Source organism: Marinobacter sp. (assembly GCF_046484525.1).
Taxonomy (GTDB): domain Bacteria; phylum Pseudomonadota; class Gammaproteobacteria; order Pseudomonadales; family Oleiphilaceae; genus Marinobacter.
In genome coordinates, this window is the sequence record NZ_JAWOIS010000036.1 from 66,212 (window position 1) to 84,028 (window position 17,817).

16 protein-coding genes and 4 pseudogenes are annotated in these 17,817 nt (G+C 52.0%); 14 read left to right on the top strand and 6 right to left on the bottom strand.

All coding sequences use genetic code 11. From position 1 onward, the window contains the following. Nucleotides 1-28: 28 nt before the first annotated feature. Nucleotides 29-1,387 carry a glutamine synthetase family protein gene (locus tag R6W86_RS07850; RefSeq protein WP_410328809.1) on the bottom strand — a complete coding sequence of 453 codons (1,359 nt, stop codon included), beginning with the start codon at nt 1,385-1,387 and terminating at the stop codon, nt 29-31. A gap of 248 nt (nt 1,388-1,635) precedes the next feature. Here R6W86_RS07850 and R6W86_RS07855 point away from each other — a divergent pair, with 248 nt between their 5' ends. The 7 genes from R6W86_RS07855 to speB all read left to right on the top strand — a co-directional run bounded on the left by R6W86_RS07855 (nt 1,636) and on the right by speB (nt 8,958). Then, nucleotides 1,636-2,391 (top strand): gamma-glutamyl-gamma-aminobutyrate hydrolase family protein, encoded by a 756-nt coding sequence (locus R6W86_RS07855; protein WP_410328810.1) that lies wholly within the window; start codon nt 1,636-1,638, stop codon nt 2,389-2,391. A 5-nt stretch (nt 2,392-2,396) separates the two neighbouring features. Then, nucleotides 2,397-3,749 (top strand): glutamine synthetase family protein, encoded by a 1,353-nt coding sequence (locus R6W86_RS07860; RefSeq protein WP_410328811.1) that lies wholly within the window; start codon nt 2,397-2,399, stop codon nt 3,747-3,749. Nucleotides 3,750-3,940: 191 nt separating this feature from the next. Then, complete coding sequence (locus R6W86_RS07865; protein ID WP_410328812.1) at nt 3,941-5,029, top strand: polyamine ABC transporter substrate-binding protein; 1,089 nt, start codon at nt 3,941-3,943, stop codon at nt 5,027-5,029. Nucleotides 5,030-5,094: 65 nt separating this feature from the next. Beyond that, nucleotides 5,095-6,225, top strand: coding sequence for an ABC transporter ATP-binding protein (locus R6W86_RS07870; RefSeq protein WP_410328813.1), 1,131 nt, complete (start codon nt 5,095-5,097; stop codon nt 6,223-6,225). Continuing rightward, nucleotides 6,222-7,127 carry an ABC transporter permease subunit gene (locus R6W86_RS07875; RefSeq protein ID WP_410328814.1) on the top strand — a complete coding sequence of 302 codons (906 nt, stop codon included), beginning with the start codon at nt 6,222-6,224 and terminating at the stop codon, nt 7,125-7,127. The genes R6W86_RS07870 and R6W86_RS07875 overlap by 4 nt, the downstream gene beginning before the upstream one ends. Continuing rightward, nucleotides 7,127-7,951 (top strand): ABC transporter permease subunit, encoded by an 825-nt coding sequence (locus R6W86_RS07880; protein WP_410328815.1) that lies wholly within the window; start codon nt 7,127-7,129, stop codon nt 7,949-7,951. The genes R6W86_RS07875 and R6W86_RS07880 overlap by 1 nt, the downstream gene beginning before the upstream one ends. Nucleotides 7,952-7,986: 35 nt before the next feature. Continuing rightward, nucleotides 7,987-8,958: an agmatinase gene (gene speB / locus R6W86_RS07885; protein ID WP_410328816.1), complete on the top strand. Its 972-nt coding sequence runs from the start codon at nt 7,987-7,989 to the stop codon at nt 8,956-8,958. Nucleotides 8,959-9,260: 302 nt separating this feature from the next. Here speB and R6W86_RS07890 read toward each other — a convergent pair. Beyond that, nucleotides 9,261-10,296 (bottom strand): annotated as a pseudogene (locus tag R6W86_RS07890) (IS110 family transposase). Nucleotides 10,297-10,515: 219 nt separating this feature from the next. Further along, complete coding sequence (locus R6W86_RS07895; protein WP_410328817.1) at nt 10,516-10,872, bottom strand: RidA family protein; 357 nt, start codon at nt 10,870-10,872, stop codon at nt 10,516-10,518. 170 nt (nt 10,873-11,042) lie between these two features. Between R6W86_RS07895 and R6W86_RS07900 the strand changes: the two genes are divergently transcribed. Beyond that, entirely contained in the window at nt 11,043-11,537 is a 495-nt protein-coding gene (locus R6W86_RS07900; RefSeq protein ID WP_410328818.1) for an Lrp/AsnC ligand binding domain-containing protein, read from the top strand. A 48-nt stretch (nt 11,538-11,585) separates the two neighbouring features. Here the strand turns inward: R6W86_RS07900 and R6W86_RS07905 are convergent. The 3 genes and pseudogenes from R6W86_RS07905 to R6W86_RS07915 form a co-directional block, all read right to left on the bottom strand. Then, nucleotides 11,586-12,498 (bottom strand): annotated as a pseudogene (locus R6W86_RS07905) (IS3 family transposase). A gap of 231 nt (nt 12,499-12,729) precedes the next feature. Further along, nucleotides 12,730-13,062, bottom strand: coding sequence for an SMR family transporter (locus tag R6W86_RS07910; RefSeq protein ID WP_410328819.1), 333 nt, complete (start codon nt 13,060-13,062; stop codon nt 12,730-12,732). Between the two features lie 173 nt (nt 13,063-13,235). Beyond that, nucleotides 13,236-13,576: pseudogene (locus tag R6W86_RS07915) on the bottom strand (transposase); the annotation flags it as partial. A gap of 338 nt (nt 13,577-13,914) precedes the next feature. On the opposite strand from R6W86_RS07915, the gene R6W86_RS07920 reads away from it, so the two are divergent. From R6W86_RS07920 to R6W86_RS07945, 6 genes and pseudogenes are all read left to right on the top strand, one after another. Further along, nucleotides 13,915-14,634 carry a glutamine amidotransferase-related protein gene (locus R6W86_RS07920; protein WP_410328820.1) on the top strand — a complete coding sequence of 240 codons (720 nt, stop codon included), beginning with the start codon at nt 13,915-13,917 and terminating at the stop codon, nt 14,632-14,634. Between the two features lie 98 nt (nt 14,635-14,732). Continuing rightward, nucleotides 14,733-15,470 (top strand): glutamine amidotransferase-related protein, encoded by a 738-nt coding sequence (locus tag R6W86_RS07925; protein WP_410328821.1) that lies wholly within the window; start codon nt 14,733-14,735, stop codon nt 15,468-15,470. Between the two features lie 98 nt (nt 15,471-15,568). Beyond that, nucleotides 15,569-16,540 (top strand): annotated as a pseudogene (locus tag R6W86_RS07930) (IS630 family transposase); the annotation flags it as partial. 34 nt (nt 16,541-16,574) lie between these two features. Beyond that, nucleotides 16,575-16,796: a hypothetical protein gene (locus R6W86_RS07935; RefSeq protein ID WP_410328822.1), complete on the top strand. Its 222-nt coding sequence runs from the start codon at nt 16,575-16,577 to the stop codon at nt 16,794-16,796. A 35-nt stretch (nt 16,797-16,831) separates the two neighbouring features. Next, the gene (locus R6W86_RS07940; protein ID WP_410328823.1) at nt 16,832-17,083 is read left to right on the top strand and encodes a hypothetical protein; all 252 of its coding nucleotides are present in this window, start codon (nt 16,832-16,834) and stop codon (nt 17,081-17,083) included. A 48-nt stretch (nt 17,084-17,131) separates the two neighbouring features. After that, on the top strand, nt 17,132-17,767 hold the full coding sequence (locus R6W86_RS07945; RefSeq protein ID WP_410328853.1) for an IS66 family transposase: 636 nt from the start codon (nt 17,132-17,134) through the stop codon (nt 17,765-17,767). The last annotated feature ends 50 nt before the right edge of the window (nt 17,768-17,817 follow it).

Here is a 17,817-nt window from a genome sequence, read left to right on the forward strand (position 1 = left end):
GAGAAAGGTTTGGGAAGACGATGGCGAATCAGGCATAACCCAGAAGCAGGTCGTACTCCATCTGGGTGACCTGCTGTTCGAACAGGTGCAGGTCGTGCCATTTGCAGATCTTATAGAGCTTCACGAACGATTCACCGAACCAGTCTGCAGTGCGAGCGTCATTTTCCATGTTGCGCAAGGCGTCACGAAGATTGTCGGCCACATGCGGGTGGGTCTGTTCGTAGGCATTGCCGGTCACCGCTTCAGGCGGCTCCATCCGCTGGCGGATACCTTCAGCGACACCCGCAATCAAAGCCGTTACCACAAGATAAGGATTGGCATCAGCACCGGCCATGCGATGCTCGATGCGGGTTGCGGCTTTGGAACCTGACGGAATGCGTAAAGCTACGGTTCGGTTATCGTAGCCCCAATTCTTGGCGGTCGGTGCAAAGGCGCCCGGGGCCAGGCGTCGGTAGCTGTTGATGTTCGGAGCCATAAACGCCTGTGTGCTGTCGGCCATGCTCAGCAGGCCCGCTACCATATTGCGCATGATCGGATTGTCGATCGGGTTGTCCGCTGCCAGGATGTTCTTCCCGTCCTGCATCAGGCTGAGGTGCATGTGCAGACCATTTCCCGATTCTTCAATGTAGGGTTTGGCCATGAAGGTGGCTTCCATTCCATGCTGTCGGGCGATTTGGCGAATAACCCGCTTGAGCAGAATGGCATGATCAACCGACCGTACGATATTGTCTGAATGGTGCAGGTTCACTTCAAACTGACCGGGAGCGTACTCGGCAATCACGGTGTCTGCCGGTATGTTCTGCTCACGGGCTGCCTGGAGTACATCCTGAATAAAGGCATCGTATTCACTGAGATCGTCAATGGAGTAGACTTGGCAGGACCCAATGCGACGACCGGTCGTCGCGGACACCGGCGGTCTCAACCCGCCTTTGGCATCTCGAGCGATATCCACAAGGTAAAATTCCAGCTCGGCGGCAAAGCCAACCTGGTAATTTAGTTCGTTAAAGCGTTCCACGGCGCTGCAGAGAATCTGGCGTGGATCGGCAAAAAACGGTTCGTCGCTGTCACCCACCATGGTACACAATGCCTGCCCACGACTGCCGTCCTCAATCCAGGGCACAATGGCCAGGGTGCCCGGAATCAGGCAACATTTCCGGTCGCGATCACCCACGTCTGCCCCCAAGCCTGCAGATTCTACGGTGGTTCCGGTGGCGTCCAGAGACATCACAGAACCCGGGAGATAAAAGCCCTGGGTGACAACTTTTTCCAGAAGGTTGCGTTCAATCCGCTTTCCGCGAAGAACCCCGTTCATGTCACTGATCAGCAGCTCGATGGTGGTGACCTTAGGGTATCGTTTCAGAAAAGAGGAGACTTCATTCTCGGTCATAGCTTTCGGCCTGTGTTATTCCGCAGACTGGCTGCGTATACATGTGTTACGAGTGATCTATATATTGAACATAAGTTAACCTCATTTCTGAGTGAGTTCAAACAAAACCCTCACTTGACGCTCAATATAATGTATGAAAGAACGATGGGGCGCCCAAGAACGGGCAGCCAAAGAAAAATCACGAAATTGGTGTTTAAAATAATTTATGGTTGTGTATGCTGAGAGTGTTCAAGATTTGAGTGCAATTTATGATGAATTTAAGTCGAAAACCGCTGGTTGGAGTCATCAGCGATACCCAGACGATTGATCCGCACGTTTCCCACACGGCGGGTGATAAATATGTCAGCGCACTGGCTCAGGCGTCAGGTGTGGCGCCAGTCATCCTGCCTTCTTTATTGCCGGACGTTCGGGTAACCGACTATCTTGACCGCCTGGATGGCATCTTCCTGACCGGCTCCTATTCAATGGCAGACCCTGCCCTGTATGGCGAATCCCGAATCGACCTGTCGTATCGGTATGACGCCCGTCGTGATGCGTTAGCGAAAGCGCTGATCGAAGCGGTGATCGCATCAGATCTGCCCCTGTTCGGAGTCTGCCGTGGTTTTCAGGATATTAATGTCGCGCTGGGAGGATCACTGCATCAGGCGGTACAGGACGTTCCCGGACTCAACGATCACCGGGAAGACAGGTCTGTCGAGCTTCCAGAGCAGTATACCGCCGCACATCGGGTCGACGTTGTGTCCGGCGGACTGCTGGAACGCATCGTCAACTGCTCATTCATGAACGTTAATTCGCTCCATTCCCAAGGAATCAACCGCCTGGGCTCTGGTCTGTCCGTTGAAGCGAACGCACCTGACGGACTCATTGAAGCCCTTTCCATCGACTCCCTATCTTTTGGCCTGGCCGTACAGTGGCATCCGGAATGGGAAGTCATGGAAAACCAAGAACAAAAACTAACCTTCGAGGCCTTTGGCGATGCGTGTCGTGCGCGACAGTCAAAGTGATAAGTATGGAAGAACTGAAGAAGTGGTTAACTGAGCACAAGATCACTGAGATCGAATGCATCACGCCGGATCAGACCGGAATCGCGCGCGGTAAGATCATGCCGACCGATAAATTCTTGGCCGAAGGTGGTATTCGGCTGCCCGAAAGTATTTTGCTGCAAACCGCGACCGGTGACTATCCCGATGATGAGGTCTTCTACAGACTGCTTGATCCACGTGACATTGATATGTCATTGCGCCCAGACTCCTCCGCCGCCTTTACCATTCCCTGGGCCGCAGAACCGTCTGCGCAGATCATTCATGATTGCCACGACTCCATGGGTAACCTGATGGAGCTGTCGCCACGAGCAGTTTTGAAAAAAATTCTTGACCTCTATGGAGAACAGGGCTGGCAGCCTATTGTGGCACCGGAAGTCGAGTTTTATTTGACCAAGAGCAGCACCGATCCTGACATCCCTCTGGAGCCACCCTATGGTCGCAGCGGTCGTCAGGAGAGCGGTCGCCAGAGTTTCAGCATTGATGCTGCAAATGAATTTGATCCGATTATTGAGGATATTTATGACTGGGCCGAAGATATGGGCCTGGATATTGATACGTTGATTCATGAAGAGGGCGCCGCGCAGCTTGAGTTCAACTTCCGTCACGGCGATGCATTGAAACTGGCTGATCAGGTATTTATTTTCAAACGTCTGGTTCGCGAAGCCGCCCTGAAACACAAAATGAATGCCACCTTCATGGCCAAGCCGGTTTCAGGTGAGCCCGGCAGTTCCATGCATGTACATCAGTCGCTGGTCGATGCAAAAACAGGAAAGAACCTGTTCTCCAATAAAGATGGCACCGCATCCACACTATTTCACCATTACATTGGCGGCCTTCAGGAATACATTCCGAGCGTCATGCCGATGCTGGCACCAAACGTTAACAGCTACCGCCGTTACCTGCCCGGTGCCGATGGCAACGCACCTGTGAACATTGAATGGGCCGAAGAAAACCGCACAGTTGGTCTGCGGGTACCTGATGCACCTCCAGCCGCGCGTCGTGTCGAAAACCGCCTGCCGGGCTCCGATGTCAACCCGTATCTTGCATTGGCAGCCAATCTCCTGTGTGGCTATTTGGGCATGGTCACTGAAGTGAAGCCCAGAACGCCGGTGACTGGTCGCATGGGCAATGCAGCCGACGATACCATGCCATGGAACCTGGAGGCCGCCCTGGAGAATATGAGCAATTGCGAAGAAATCCGCGAGATTCTCGGCAATGACTTTGTGGATGGTTTCGTTGCAACCCGTTGGGCCGAATACGAAGGGTTCAAGAAAGTGATCAGTTCCTGGGAGCGTCAGTATCTGCTCGCGACCGTATGATCCATTAATCAGTTGCGGTTAAGCTCAGCTGAATGATAAATCTTTATGCACAATAAAAAAGGCAGCGGGCTGCGGCAATGCTGCCGAACGCGAATTAGTTAGGCTCAACCTGTTGGGCAAAACTAATGACTGGGAAAAAGCCAGCACACCAGTGATCTGAAAATAACAACCGACTAAAGGTGAGAGGCAATATGAAAGCAATAATGAAGCCCGTTCTCGGGTTAGCCGTCGCAAGCACGGTCGCTTCAGCCAGCATGGCTGACGATCGCGTCGTTCGCGTCTACAACTGGTCTGACTACATTGCTGAAGATACGATCGAAAAATTTGAATCCGCCACCGGCATCAAAGTGACCTACGACGTGTTTGACTCCAACGAAGTGCTGGAAGCCAAAGTTCTGTCCGGTCAGTCCGGCTATGATGTTGTGGTACCGACATCAGACTATCTGGCACGCCACATCATTGCCGGTGCCTATCAGAAACTGGATAAGTCCAAGATCCCAAACTGGGACAACCTGGACAAAGAACTGTTGGCCAACCTGGAAAACTACGACCCAGGCAACCAATATGGCGTCCCTTATCAGTGGGGTACCACCGGGATTGGTTACAACGTTGCCATGATTGAAGAAATCCTCGGCGAAGATGCACCAACCGACAGCTGGGAGCTGTTCTTCAACCCGGAATACTCGTCAAAGCTGGCCGAGTGTGGCATCGCCGTTCTCGACTCGGCCGGTGAAATTCTGCCCTTGGCTCTGTCTTACCTGGGACTTGATCCAAACTCCAAAGTTACCGAAGACTATGACAAGGCCGGCGATCTGCTGAATGTCGTCAAGCCAAGCATTACTTACTTCCACAGCTCGCGTTACATCTCTGACCTGGCCAATGGTGATATCTGTCTGGCTGTGGGCTGGAGCGGTGACATCTTCCAGGCAATGTGGCGTGCAGAAGAAGCAGAAAACAATGTTGAAATAGCCTACTACATTCCGAAAGAAGGCACGGCTATGTGGTCTGACATGATGGCGATTCCAAAAGATGCCAAAAATGTCGATGAGGCTCATGAGTTCATAAACTTCATTCTCGACGCTCAGATCGGTGCCGATATTACCAACTATGTCTGGTACGGATCCCCGAACGCAGCGGCCAAGGAATTCATTGACCCTGAAATCCTGAAAAATCCCGGTGTATTCCCGCTTGCCGGTACCAAGCTGTACACATTTGAAGTTCTGCCACGGAAAATCAGTCGGTATCAGACGCGTACCTGGACCTCGGTCAAATCTCACTAAGCATCGGTGCCGGGCACACTTGTGCCCGGCTGTCACTGTGTGGTTTTTTTTGAAAAGATTTTCTTATGAATTGTGATGAAATTGCCCGGAAAGATAGCCGTGCTCAAGATGAAATTCTGCTGAGCATTCGCAACATCAACAAATACTTCGGCGATGTGCTGGCGGTTGATGACATCAATCTGGATATTCGTCAGGGCGAAATATTTGCTCTGCTGGGTGCGTCCGGTTCTGGTAAATCCACGCTGCTAAGAATGTTGGCTGGTTTTGAATTGCCTTCGTCCGGTTCCGTTTTGTTGCACGGCAAAGACATTGCGAATCTGCCGCCGAATGAACGTCCGTTTAACATGATGTTCCAGTCCTATGCATTATTTCCGCACATGTCCGTTGAGAAAAACATAGCCTACGGTCTGAAGCAGAACGGCATGGCCAGAGGTGAGATTCATGACCGTGTGCAGGATATGCTCAAGCTGGTTCATATGGAGAAGTATGCCAACCGAAAGCCTCATCAGCTTTCCGGTGGACAGCGTCAGCGTGTTGCGTTGGTTCGCTCGCTGGCCAAACATCCAAAGTTGCTCTTGCTCGATGAGCCGATGGGTGCTCTTGATAAAAAGCTGCGCACTGAAATGCAGCTTGAAGTGGTCGACATTATTGAGCGTGTCGGCGTGACCTGTGTGATGGTGACGCACGATCAGGAAGAAGCCATGACCATGGCCGACCGCATTGCCATCATGGACGAAGGCCACATTCAGCAGGTCGGCTCACCGGTGGATATTTATGAAAGCCCGATGAACCGTATGGTGGCTGAATTCATCGGCTCAGTGAATGTGTTTGAATCGGAAATCGTCGACGACCAGGAAAATTATATGATACTGCGTTCGCCGGATGTCGAGACCGACATCTTCATCGGTCGTGGCGTGTCTTCGGCCGTTGATGATAAGAACATGCTGTTCGCCCTGCGTCCCGAAAAGACGTTCATCAGCCTGGATCATCCCGACAAGGAGAAGAATGTGACGAGCGGCGTTGTGGACGACATCGCCTATCTGGGTGGTCACACGGTTTACTACGTCAAACTACCAACTGGAAAAATCGTCCACTGCTTCCTCGCCAATACTGAACGTCGTGCTGAGCGTCCGAATTGGGAACAAGAGGTCTGGGTATACTGGCAGGACGATGCTGGCATGGTTATGCGCTCATGAACGCTTATTCGAAGCTGAGAAAGTATCTGCCTAAAGGGCGGTATACACTGGTAGCCGCACCATTCCTCTGGCTCTCGGTTTTCTTCCTGTTGCCGTTCCTGTTCGTCGCCAAGATTTCAGTGGCCGATGGCATGCTGGCTATCCCGCCCTACAGCGACTTGTTCGAGTGGCTCGATGGCGTACTGAACATCCGTGTCAGCTTTTATAACTTCCAGTGGCTACTGGACGATCCGCTGTATATTCAGGCCTACTGGAACTCCATCAAGATGGCGTTCTGGTCAACGGTCTACTGCCTGCTTATTGGCTTTCCGATGGCCTATGCCATAGCAAAAGCGCCCAAGGAAAAGCAAACTGTCTGGCTATTGCTTGTTCTGCTTCCGAGCTGGACATCCTTCCTTATCCGCGTCTATGCCTGGATGGGGTTGTTGAAAAATAGCGGAATCATCAACAACAGTCTGATGTGGTTGGGCCTGATCGACGACCCGATCCAGATGCTGAATACCAACTTCGCGGTCTATATCGGTGTGGTCTATTCCTACCTGCCGTTTATGGTGCTGCCACTATACTCTAATCTGGTGAAACACGATAACAGTCTGCTGGAAGCTGCCGCCGATCTCGGCGCAGGGCATTTAAAGCGTTTTTATACCGTGACACTACCTTTGTCTGTGAACGGCATTGTGGCCGGCTCGATGCTGGTCTTTATTCCTGTGGTCGGTGAGTACGTGATTCCTGAACTGCTTGGCGGAACCGATACCATCATGATCGGCAAAGTGCTGTGGCAGGAGTTCTTCAACAATCGAGACTGGCCTGTAGCGTCCGCTTTGGCGCTGATCATGGTGCTGATCCTGCTGATTCCAATCGTGCTGTTTCATCGTATTCAGAATAAAGAGGGGGGGCTGTAATGTCGCCGCGATTCAGTTTTTCTCGTGTCATGTTCTGGGTCGGCATTGCATTTCTTTATGTGCCGATGCTCGTCCTGGTGGTGTACTCATTTAACGAAAGCCGCCTGGTCACCGTCTGGGCTGGCTTTTCCGGAAAGTGGTACGGCGAACTGTTCCAGGATCAGCAGATCATGACCGCGGTCTGGCGATCGCTGCAGCTTGCGTTCTTCTCAGCCTCGACAGCCGTCGTGCTTGCCATCATGGGCTCGCTGATCATGGTGCGTTACCACAAGTTCAGAGGGCGAGGGCTCTTCTCGGGCATGATCACCGCACCGCTGGTGATGCCCGATGTGATCATCGGTCTGTCCATGCTGCTGCTGTTTGTGGCCATGGGGCAAATGTTTGGCTGGCCAGCTAACCGCGGTATGCTGACAGTCTGGATAGCGCATACCACGTTCTGCCTGGCTTACTCGACCATAGTCATCAGTTCGCGTCTGCGGGAGATGGATCGCTCCCTTGAAGAGGCATCTATGGATCTTGGTGCGGGTCAGATCGGTACCTTTTTCATGGTGACCTTTCCGATCATTTCGCCCGCCATCGTTTCTGCCTGGCTGCTGTCGTTCACTCTGTCGTTGGACGATGTTGTCATCGCCAGCTTTGTGACCGGACCAGGCGCCACGACCTTGCCGATTGAAATCTTCAGTTCAGTCCGTTTGGGCGTCACACCGAAAATCAATGCGTTGGCGACACTGATTATTGGGGCTGTCTCGTTGGTGGCCATCGGAAGTTGGTATATGACCAAGCGGATGAATGACCGAGTCAGTGCTCAGTTAGCCACGTCCTGATTTCAATTGACGGGGCAATCAGTCAGGGTAAAGCAATGTCTGACTCTTTTGACCAATACGGAAACGGAGATCTGGCGTTCACGCGCCAGAGCAACTACGGAACCGAGATAGAGGCCATTTACGCCGGCGCCACTAGCTTTATGCGCCGGCTGTATACTCGGGATCTCACTGATGTCGACGTTGCCGTCGTCGGTGTTCCCTATGATCTCGCCACCTCCAACCGACCTGGTGCACGATTCGGTCCCCGCGCTGTGCGCGCGGCATCCACACAGCTGGCCTGGGCACGACCCTGGCCCTGGCGTAAGGACCCGTTCCTTACGCTCAATGTGGTTGACTATGGCGACTGTGTATTTGATCCCGGTCGACCGGAACGCATTGTGGAGGAGGTCATGGCCTGGTATCAGCCGATCCTGGACGCCGGAGTGATTCCACTAAGCATCGGCGGTGATCATTTCGTGACGTACCCGATCATCCGGGCTCTTGCCGAAAAGCACGGCCCGATTTCGCTGATTCACTTCGATGCACACTGTGATAGCTGGGAAGACGAAAACGGGCGTATCGACCATGGCACCATGTTCTATCACGCCGCGCGTGAAGGACTGGTCTCACCGACCGATTCTGTTCAGATCGGCATGCGCACAGTGAATGATCGCAACCCCGGTTTCAATGTGTTTGACGCACTGTGGCTGCATGAAAACGGCATCGATGCAGCGCTAAAAGAGATCAGAGCCATTGTCGGCGACCGACCGGCATATCTGACGTTCGATATCGACTTTCTTGATCCTTCCTGTGCGCCCGGCACCGGCACTCCGGTATGCGGTGGTTTTGATACGCTCGTGGCCATCAAACTGCTGAAGGGGCTGAAAGGATTGAACCTGATCGGCTGCGATGTGGTGGAGGTCGCACCGCCGTATGACCATGCCGAGGTCACGGCCCTGGCCGGCGCAACGGTGGCAACCAATATGGTCTGTCTGTTGGCCGCCGGCAAAGATCCGGAGTTCAGCTAGGGGCGTGTATGGACTCCTCCTCTATTGCAAGCACTTTGTCTGATCGCGACCAAGGTACGACTGCCTGCGTGTATCCGGTCTCTTTAATGATGCCGTCTCTGTAGGCATCGGACCCTGATGGGCTATCCGCGCACTGTTTCCCAATCGCTTACACGAGCTCAAGGCTCTAGCCCCTAAAGGGGTTTCCCAGCGCCGGTTCGACCTGTTCGCCATCAATCAAAATGCCATGCAATCGTGGTGTTGGACGTCTCCTGCAAGGTTTCCGGTTATACTCAGGCGCGCTCCGCTGTCAGGCTACCCGCTTATGCGCCAGCTGCTGCAAGCCCTTCATCATAAACCGCCTCGTTGTGAACCAATGCCCAGGCAATGCGGGCTGTTTTATTGGCCAATGCCACCGTCGCCACATTGACATGCTTCCGGGCTGCCAGGCGTTTGAGCCAATGACTGAGTCCGTCGTCTTTGCCATCAATATGACGCAACACGGCCCGTGCTCCGTGAACGAGCAGCTTGCGCAGGTAACTATCGCCGCGCTTGCTGATCCCGAGCAAACGGTCCCGACCTCCAGTGCTGTGCTGTTTGGGCGTCAAGCCGAGAGAGGCGGCGAAGTCTCGCCCCCTGCGGAAGGCTTTCCCGTCGCCCAGTGCACCAGACAAAGTACTGGCTGTGAGCGGTCCCACGCCGCGAAATGTCATCAAACGCTTCGCTACAGGTCCTGCCTGACACTCTCGGTGATCCGATCGTCAAGTGCTTTAATGCGGTCATCCAGGTGACGGAGATCCTCAGCCAGCCCATGCAGCAGACCCCGGAAACTATCGGTAAGCCCGTTCTCGGCATCTTCAAGCCATCCCGGTAAGGCGCGGCGAAGCTGCTGGATGCCCACCGGTGCAATAATGCCGTACTCGCCCACCAGCCCTCGTATCTGGTTGGCTTTGGCCGTGCGTTGTCCAACAAGCTCTTCACGGATGCGGTGAGCGGCCTGAATGTCCTGCTGGGCCACCGTCTTGGGGGCGACAAACCGCATGTTCGGACGACTCATGGCCTCGCATATCGCTTCCGCGTCCACCCGGTCATTTTTGTTACTTTTGACATAAGGTTTCACAAACTGGGCGGCAATCAACCTGACGTAATAACCCCGCCTTTGCAGCTCACGGGCCCAGTAATGAGATGAGGTACAGCCCCCCATGCCAATCTCGGCGCCAGTTGGTACTTTACGGCTGAGTGCATCAAGCCACTTGCTGCGAGAATACTTGCCTTGCCATTGGGTTTGCAGTGACGGTCTACGCCGTGCACGTGGAACACTGACTTGGCAATATCAACTCCGACGCGGATAATATTCATGTGGATTTCTCCTCATCTTCACGATGGTTGACTGTTCACTCACCATTTTGGCACGTGGATGCCGGTTAGGTGAGGAGGAGTCCATCCCATTGCTTACGAGCAAACGATCGCCAGGACCCGAGATTGCGCGAAGGGGAGCAGAGGGGGGATAGGTTAGAATATTTCGATTTTCTCTATATGGACCGCCCCGGAGATGGTCCGTTGCGGCCCAAGATCCAATCAATCTATTGCAGCGGCGACGACAGACATTTCAACCAATATTTCAGGTCGGGCCATACGTGCCTCGACACACGCACGAGCAGGTTTGGGGTAGCCGCTAATCCATTCATCCCAAACTGCGTTCATCGCTGAAAAGTCTTTCATATCGCGAATATAAATGGTGACTGAGAGCATGCGGTCAACAGAGCTACCCGCTTCTGCAAGTAGCACCTCGACTTTTCGGAGGCATTCCTCAGTCTGCCTTCCAATTTCCCAAGATTCGTTGCCGGCAGTTTGCCCACACAAATAGATCGTGCCGTTGTGTTTAACAATACGGCTCATTCTTTCCGTGGAATGCACGCGTTGAATTTCTGACATCTTTGCTCCGGTTCTTTGGCGGTTTATTTCGTAAGTACACCAGAATTCTAGCGCGCTCAAACCGTGATTAATCTCTTTATTATCAAAAAAACCAAGTAATAACACTACAGAAAATTATAAAAAAGGTGATAATTACTGCCAATTAACCGTCCATTACAGAGGATCACCCTATGTCTAGAAACGAAAGACGCCGGCGAAAGGCGCTGGATCGCTTGGACCGTAGAATTCTCGTTGAACTTCAGAAAAACGGGAGATTGAGCTTTGTCGAATTGGCCGAGAAGGTCGGACTGAGTGCGACTCCCTGCATAGAAAGAGTTAGACGGCTTGAAAATGATGGCTTCATTCAGGGTTACTACGCACGGCTCAACCCCCAGCTCATGGGATATTCCATGCTTGTGTTTGTTGAGATCTCACTCTCTTATCAGTCCCGCGACGCTTTCGAAAAGTTCAACGAGGCGGTTGAAAGTCTGCCTTTCATGCTGGAATGCCATTTGGTTTCCGGAGACGCAGACTATCTGCTCAAGGCTAGAATAACTGACATATCAGAGTACCGGGCCCTGCTGGGTGACATGCTGCTCAAACTTCCCGGGGTAAAGAATTCAAAAAGCTACATTGTCATGGAGGAAGTCAAAGAGACATTCGAGTTACCAATCGACACCTATTAGCTCTCTTCCATGCGGTGTTTTTCAAGATAGTTGGCACTGTTTTTCCGTCTAAGCTGCGTCCTTTTCCATAACCGCTTTTTCCAGATTCAGCGTCGTTGGCCCTACCAGTTCACAGTTCCTGACCGCACGTGCTCCCAAGCGGCCAGGAGTTCGTTCTCTGGCCTGTTCCAGCACCCGCTGACTTTGTGCCAGGATCGGCACATCCTTGCCTTCATGTCGCTCTTCCGGTGTCACGAATCTTAGTTTGCTGTGCTTGTGTTCGGTGTTGTACCAGTTCACGAAGCCGTCCACCCAGCGCCGGGCGTCCTCCAGGCTCTTAAAGCCCGATGAGGGCCACTCAGCCCGGTACTTCAGCGTTCTGAACAAGGACTCAGCAAACGCATTATCATTACTGACCCGGGGCCGACTGTAGGAAGGCAGGACGCCCAGTTCTTCGAGCTTCGCCTTCATGGTCTGGGCCTTCATCGGTGCACCGTTGTCAGAGTGCAGCACCAGAGGTCGGTGGAGACATTTCTCCCGCAGCAGGCAGCGCTGCAATAGTTCGGCGGCATAGTCGCCGCTTTCAGCTTCGTAGACCTCGTACCCCACGATCTTCCTGCTGTAGACATCTCCAAACATATACAGGTAGTAGAACTGCCCACGAACGGCGGAGGCCAAATAAGTAATGTCCCAACACCAGCTCCGGGCAAAGACCTTTTTCCCGACAATACTGGCTGAGTTCTTCTTCCGACAGGGTGGCTGTTTCGATCACAGTGGCAAGCTTGGCTTCTGCTGACCACTGCTCTGATCTGGCTTTGGATCCGGGCACAGGACGACCTTCTTCTCTGGCTTGTGTCCGCCAATTATAAAGGGTCTGATCCGAAATGCCTTCCGCCCTGGCAAGAGCCGCAACCGTCATGTTGTGGGGCGGGGACAATTTCGCCAGAACGGCCGCTTTACGTTCATCCGAGTAACGAGGCACTATCAACACCTGAACCGCCCAACTGGTTAAAAATTAAGTAGTGCCAACTATCCTGCCAGAAGGGGGGCACTCGCGAGCTGGAGGCTTCCATTAAAAATTACCTGGCACGATACAACGACGATCCCAAGCCTTTTGTCTGGCGCAAGACAGCGGATCAAATCATTGAATCAATTGCTCGTCTATCCGATAAACTTAATAATAAGACGTCCTTTTGTTAAGGGACGCTAGGGGCTAGTGAACGATTGCCTTGGAGAATAAATTGATCACCACAACGCCGGAAATAATCAGCGCAATTCCAATCACACTTGCGGCATCCAGAGCCTGCCCGTATACCAGCCAGCCGACAAACGCCACCAGCACAATGCCCAGCCCAGCCCAGATGGCATAAGCCAAGCCTACGGGGATTTCCTCCAGTGTGATCGAGAGTAAGTAGATCGCAAAGGCATAGCCTGCAATCACCAACAAGCTGGGCCAGAGCCTGGTAAAGCTTTCACTGGCTTTAAGCCCGCTGGTAGCAACCACTTCCGCTACAATGGCAATGCCCAGTAATAGCCAACTTTTCACAGAGAATCTCCAGCTTCACACCAAAATCACGAATAGGTAGTGCTAGCTTATATAACAATGAGTTATTGTCAAATCTGGTGTATGACAATAAGACGGCATCTCTGCCAGATTAATTATTCACTTGCACTCCATCCCGAAATTGAACGTTGTTCACGGCCAGCTTCAGTTGGTCAAACCAACAGCGAGGGCACGTCCACGTCCTTGAGCAACCGGCTGTTCTTGCTGATGCCCACCAGATAATCCACGTTATTCCAGTCGCACCTACTCAATAAACGGGGACGGTAGGAGTCGCCGCCGCCCCAAATACTCTTTGTCGGGTCATGGTCTCCAGCTTCTGACGAACCAGCTCCGGGTTGCGAGCGTCACTGAGAACCGAGGACCGGCGCTGAGCCAGACGATGCTGCGCGCAGTAAAAGCAATCCGGCATCGGAGGTGGTGTGGCCACCCGAGAGATCGGCTTCAATTTGGCGGCGAGGCGAGAGAGTGGCGAGAACGCCAGTTTGTCAGGTACCATTTTGGATAGCGGATGATAGTGCTTGGTGGATTGCTGAAATTATGGCACTTTCAGCCGATTCCTTTCATCTCCTCATGAGTAATCCTGGCGAGAATTGGATAAAAAGGGTGTTCATTCTTACTATACGCATCTATGGAGATCTTCTCTAAAGTTCGTTTAAGGGTGACGCCAGAAGTGAATGCACTGGCTACTATAATGATTGCCATCGGAGCCATTGGTTTGATCTTGGCCATGCTGCATATGAGCAAACAAAACAAAATGCTTTCGGCGGCTCAAGAATAACCAGTAAGTATAAATAAGGTGCCGGTAACGGCACCTCTGAATAGGCAGGTTCGCAAATGAAAGTTGGTATTTTAGCCACAGGCATTACGCCAGAAGAATTGATTAATGAATTTGGTTCATATTCAGAAATGTTTATACAGCTATTTAAAAATAGCGGCTATAAATTTGAATATGAAGTCTATGATGTGCGTGATGATTTTTTCCCAGCATCAGAGAAGGTGGCGGATGCGTGGATCATTACTGGCTCTAAATTCAATGTGTATCAAAATCTACCTTGGATGCAGAAATTAAAGTCACTGATTTTAGATATTCATGAAAGCAAGAAATCTATGATAGGAATTTGCTTTGGCCATCAAATTATCGCAGAAGCTTTTGGTGGAAAAGTAGATAAGTATCAAGGTGGTTGGGGCGTTGGCCTACATTCTTATGACCTAGTAGGTGAATTTGATTTTATTAACGATGGCTCAAAAGGCTTTACTATTAATGCAATGCACCAAGATCAGGTGATTGATAAACCTGATAATGCCGTTATCTTCGCTAAGTCTGACTTTTGTGAATATGCCGGTCTTGTTTATGATGATCGTATTTTGACTTTCCAAGCACACCCAGAATTTACTGTGGATTATGAAAACGCGCTAGTGGAAGCGCGTAAAGGTTCAGTTGTGCCAACGGAAACCGCAGAGGAAGGATTGGCAACTTTACGTGTTAGTGGTGCACAAGCAGAATCAGCCAAAGTAGCACACTGGATGGCGGAGTTTATTCAAAAGCGAGTGTAAGCCATAAAGCACATATTTATGGCGCTTATGAAATCTGATTCAGATATCTACTTAGATTTTTATTTACAAAAATAAAAAGATGGTGAGCGAAAGCGAGTATGAAGATTGGCATTTTAGTTACAGGTCATATTGATGAGCCGCATTTTGAAAAATATGTTAGTTATGCCCATATGTTTAAACAGTTATTTAAAAAGGTGAATGCTAAATTAAAATATGAAGTGTTTGATGTTATTGATGGGCAATGGCCAGAATATATTGATAGTTGCGATGGCTGGCTGATTACCGGGTCTGCCAGTGGTGTGTATGAAAATACACCTTGGATGCAACAATTAAAGAAATGGATTGTGCATGCCCATGAGAAAGGTATACCTATGGTGGGCATTTGTTTTGGCCATCAAATTATTGCGGATGTGTTTGCGGGAAAGGTTGAAAGGTTTAATGGCGGCTGGAGTTTGGGGCCTCAAAGCTATGCCATGAAAGATGATGCTATTCTGGGCAAAGCCAACATTACACTCAATGCCGTGCATCAAGATCAGGTGATTGAAAAGCCCATTAACGCTCAATGCCTAGCCAGCTCCGACTTTTGTGAATATGCCATACTGATGTATGGCGATTCGATACTCACGATTCAAGCTCATCCTGAGTTCACCAATGAATATGAAGCCGACTTGTTAGAATTGCATAAGGGACAAGCCATTGCATTAGAGCCTTCGCAACAAGCATTAAGCTTATTGCAACCTAATCCACCTAAACTGGATGAGCTGATCGTTGCGCGCTGGATGCTAAGTGTTTTACAAGGTGGGCCAGTGTTCCGTCCGGGTAATACCTTAGTGTAAATATGCTATAGTCCGTGGCTATTATTCACGGATTTGGAGACCCTGTTTTGGCCCGGTAACCAACACCTTTCAGCCTCACTGTAAATGACCAACTAGAGCTGGAAAGTTGGTTGCGAACGAGCACACTGAGGCAGAATTTGGTTCAGAGAGCACGGATACTCTTGTCCTTGAATGCCGGGCAATCTCCAAAAGAAGTGGCTGACTACCTGGAAGTCACTACACCGACTGTATTCAAGTGGCGCAATCGTTACGCGAAACAAGGCTTAAACGGTCTTCAAGACGCTCCAAGGCCCGGGCAGCCAAGAAAGCTGAACCAGAAGAAGGTTAAGGCCATTCTTAAAGATACTGTAGACAAACTGCCGCGTGAGGCAACTCACTGGAGCGTCCGGTTGATGGCCGAATATGCCGGTGTCAGTCGCTGGCAAGTGCATCAGATCTGGAAAGCCGCTGACCTGAAACCGCACCGGCTGAAAACCTTCAAAATAAGCAATGATCCGGACTTTGCTGAGAAGGTTTTCGATGTCGTTGGCCTGTACTTGGATCCGCCGGATAACGCCCTGGTGCTGTCTGTTGATGAGAAAACGCAGATCCAGGCACTGGATCGCACTCAACCAAAGCTGCAATTGAAACCCGGCCAGATCGAGCGCCGCACTCATGATTACAAGAGACACGGCACGACCAGCTTATACGCGGCTCTGAATATCCTGAACGGCGAAGTGATTGGGCGCATCACTCAACGTCACCGCGCCAAAGAATTTCTCGACTTTCTACGACAAATTGATCGAGAAACACCGAAAGAGCAGAACCTTCATCTGATTTTGGACAACAGCTCGACTCATAAAACACCAGAGGTGAAAGCTTGGCTGGAGAAACATCCCCAGTTCAAGCTTCACTTCACACCAACCAGCGCCTCATGGCTGAATGCCGTGGAAGGCTGGTTTGGTCAGCTGGAACGCCGCGCTTTGTACCGTGGCATTTTTACAAGTGTGGGCGAACTCAAGACGGCGATTCGCCGCTTTATCAAGACTCATAATGAGAAGCTGGCAAAGCCGTTTCGCTCCCAACGCACCTTCCTACTCGGCACTGGCCGAGGAGAATCCGCTGTTGCGTGAACAACTTCAGGTCATGCAGCGTCAGATGGACTGGTTCAAGAAGCAGCTGTTCGGCCCCAAATCCGAGAAGCAGGTGGTCGACCTGCCGGGACAGGACAGCCTGTTCCAATCCAGTGAAGCGCCGATTCCCGAAAAGCCGCCTGAGGATGAGAATCGCACGGTTCGGGCTTTCAGCGAGGCACTGGCAAGAAGCAGCGGGACGATGACTGCCTGAACGACACGGGGCTACGCTTTACCGCCGATGTGCCGGTGGAAGTCGTTGAGCACCTGCCACCCGAGCTGGCCGGGCCGGACGCCGATCAGTATGACATTATCGGCATGAAGACCACCTACCGTCTGGCCCAGCGGGCCGCCAGTTATGTGGTGCTCAAATGCGACCGACCAGTGTTCCGACGCAAAGGCAGCGACAAGCCCATCACCACACCGGCTCCGTTCAACGTGCTGGATAATAGCCTGGCCGACGTCAGCCTGCTGGCTGGGTTATTGGTGGACAAGTTCTAGTTCCACCTGCCGCTGTATCGCCAGCACCAGCGCATCCAGCAAGCGGGCATCACCGTCAGTCGCAGCACCTTGACCAACCTGGTCAAGCGGGCCATCGACCTGCTGCGGCCTGTTGTGGATGCCGAGACCGATAACGTCCTGCGCAGCCGTGTCCTGGCGATGGATGAAACACCCATTAAAGCCGGCCACCGGGGGCGGGCCCATATCGAACAGGTACTGAACGATCAGTTCGCCGGCACCCTGATCAGTGACGGCTACGCCGCCTATGCCCGGTACGCGCAACAGCAGGAAGGCGTCACCCACGCCCAATGCTGGGTACATGGCCGTAGGTACTTTATCGCCGCCCAGAACGATCACCCAGAACGGGCCACCGAGGCCCTGCAACAGATCGCCAAACTGTACCGAAACGAAGAAGACATCCGCACTCAGCAACCGACCAGCGAAAAGAAACGCCAGTACCGGCTGGAGCACTCACAGCCGGTTGTTAGGGACTTCTTCCAGTGGAGCAGGGACCAGTTGAAAAAGGGTGGCCTGCTGCCCAGTGATCCGCTGACCAAAGCCCTGAACTACGTGCTCAGCCGAAAAACGAGCCTCACTGTGTTCTTGGAAGACCCGGAGGTGCAACCGGACACCTATCACCTGGAACGGGCCCCAATTTTTCTTTCCAAGAGGAATGGGCCGTAGCGGGCTCTGGAAAGTTCGATTCGCAGATACCCCATTACGCTCGTTGATCG

Bases quoted from the DNA above. Each gene is read 5' to 3' on its own strand.
- R6W86_RS07850 (WP_410328809.1), bottom strand. From the start codon at position 1,387: ATGACCGAGAATGAAGTCTCCTCTTTTCTGAAACGATACCCTAAGGTC.
- R6W86_RS07855 (WP_410328810.1), top strand. From the start codon at position 1,636: ATGATGAATTTAAGTCGAAAACCGCTGGTTGGAGTCATCAGCGATACC.
- R6W86_RS07860 (WP_410328811.1), top strand. From the start codon at position 2,397: ATGGAAGAACTGAAGAAGTGGTTAACTGAGCACAAGATCACTGAGATC.
- R6W86_RS07865 (WP_410328812.1), top strand. From the start codon at position 3,941: ATGAAAGCAATAATGAAGCCCGTTCTCGGGTTAGCCGTCGCAAGCACG.
- R6W86_RS07870 (WP_410328813.1), top strand. From the start codon at position 5,095: ATGAATTGTGATGAAATTGCCCGGAAAGATAGCCGTGCTCAAGATGAA.
- R6W86_RS07875 (WP_410328814.1), top strand. From the start codon at position 6,222: ATGAACGCTTATTCGAAGCTGAGAAAGTATCTGCCTAAAGGGCGGTAT.
- R6W86_RS07880 (WP_410328815.1), top strand. From the start codon at position 7,127: ATGTCGCCGCGATTCAGTTTTTCTCGTGTCATGTTCTGGGTCGGCATT.
- speB (WP_410328816.1), top strand. From the start codon at position 7,987: ATGTCTGACTCTTTTGACCAATACGGAAACGGAGATCTGGCGTTCACG.
- R6W86_RS07895 (WP_410328817.1), bottom strand. From the start codon at position 10,872: ATGTCAGAAATTCAACGCGTGCATTCCACGGAAAGAATGAGCCGTATT.
- R6W86_RS07900 (WP_410328818.1), top strand. From the start codon at position 11,043: ATGTCTAGAAACGAAAGACGCCGGCGAAAGGCGCTGGATCGCTTGGAC.
- R6W86_RS07920 (WP_410328820.1), top strand. From the start codon at position 13,915: ATGAAAGTTGGTATTTTAGCCACAGGCATTACGCCAGAAGAATTGATT.
- R6W86_RS07925 (WP_410328821.1), top strand. From the start codon at position 14,733: ATGAAGATTGGCATTTTAGTTACAGGTCATATTGATGAGCCGCATTTT.